General features: G+C 64.3%; 1 protein-coding gene. It reads left to right on the top strand.

The window, feature by feature from the left end:
• Positions 1-244: tetratricopeptide repeat protein (locus AC0CH8_RS19055; protein WP_465241223.1), on the top strand; the 244-nt coding region annotated here is incomplete at both ends.

Below are 244 nucleotides of genomic sequence, written 5' to 3'. Positions count from 1 at the left end.
ATCACCAGCCAAGCATTCTGCTGGCCGGCGCATCCGAGCTGAACCTGGGCGGCACCCAGCAGGCCGAGCAGCATCTGCGCAAATACCTGCAAAGCAATCCGAACAATGTCTATGCACGCAAGCTGCTGGCCCAGGCGCAACTGCGCAATTCGCAGCCAGCCGATGCCGCCGCAACCCTGGCGCCAGCCCTGAAGGACGCGCCGCAGGATGCGCAACTGCTGGCCCTGGCAGGCGAGTCGTACAT

The organism is Sphingomonas sp. AC435 (assembly GCF_979253005.1).
Note: the sequence above shows the minus strand (reverse complement) of the source record. Positions and strands in the feature narration are given on the sequence as shown.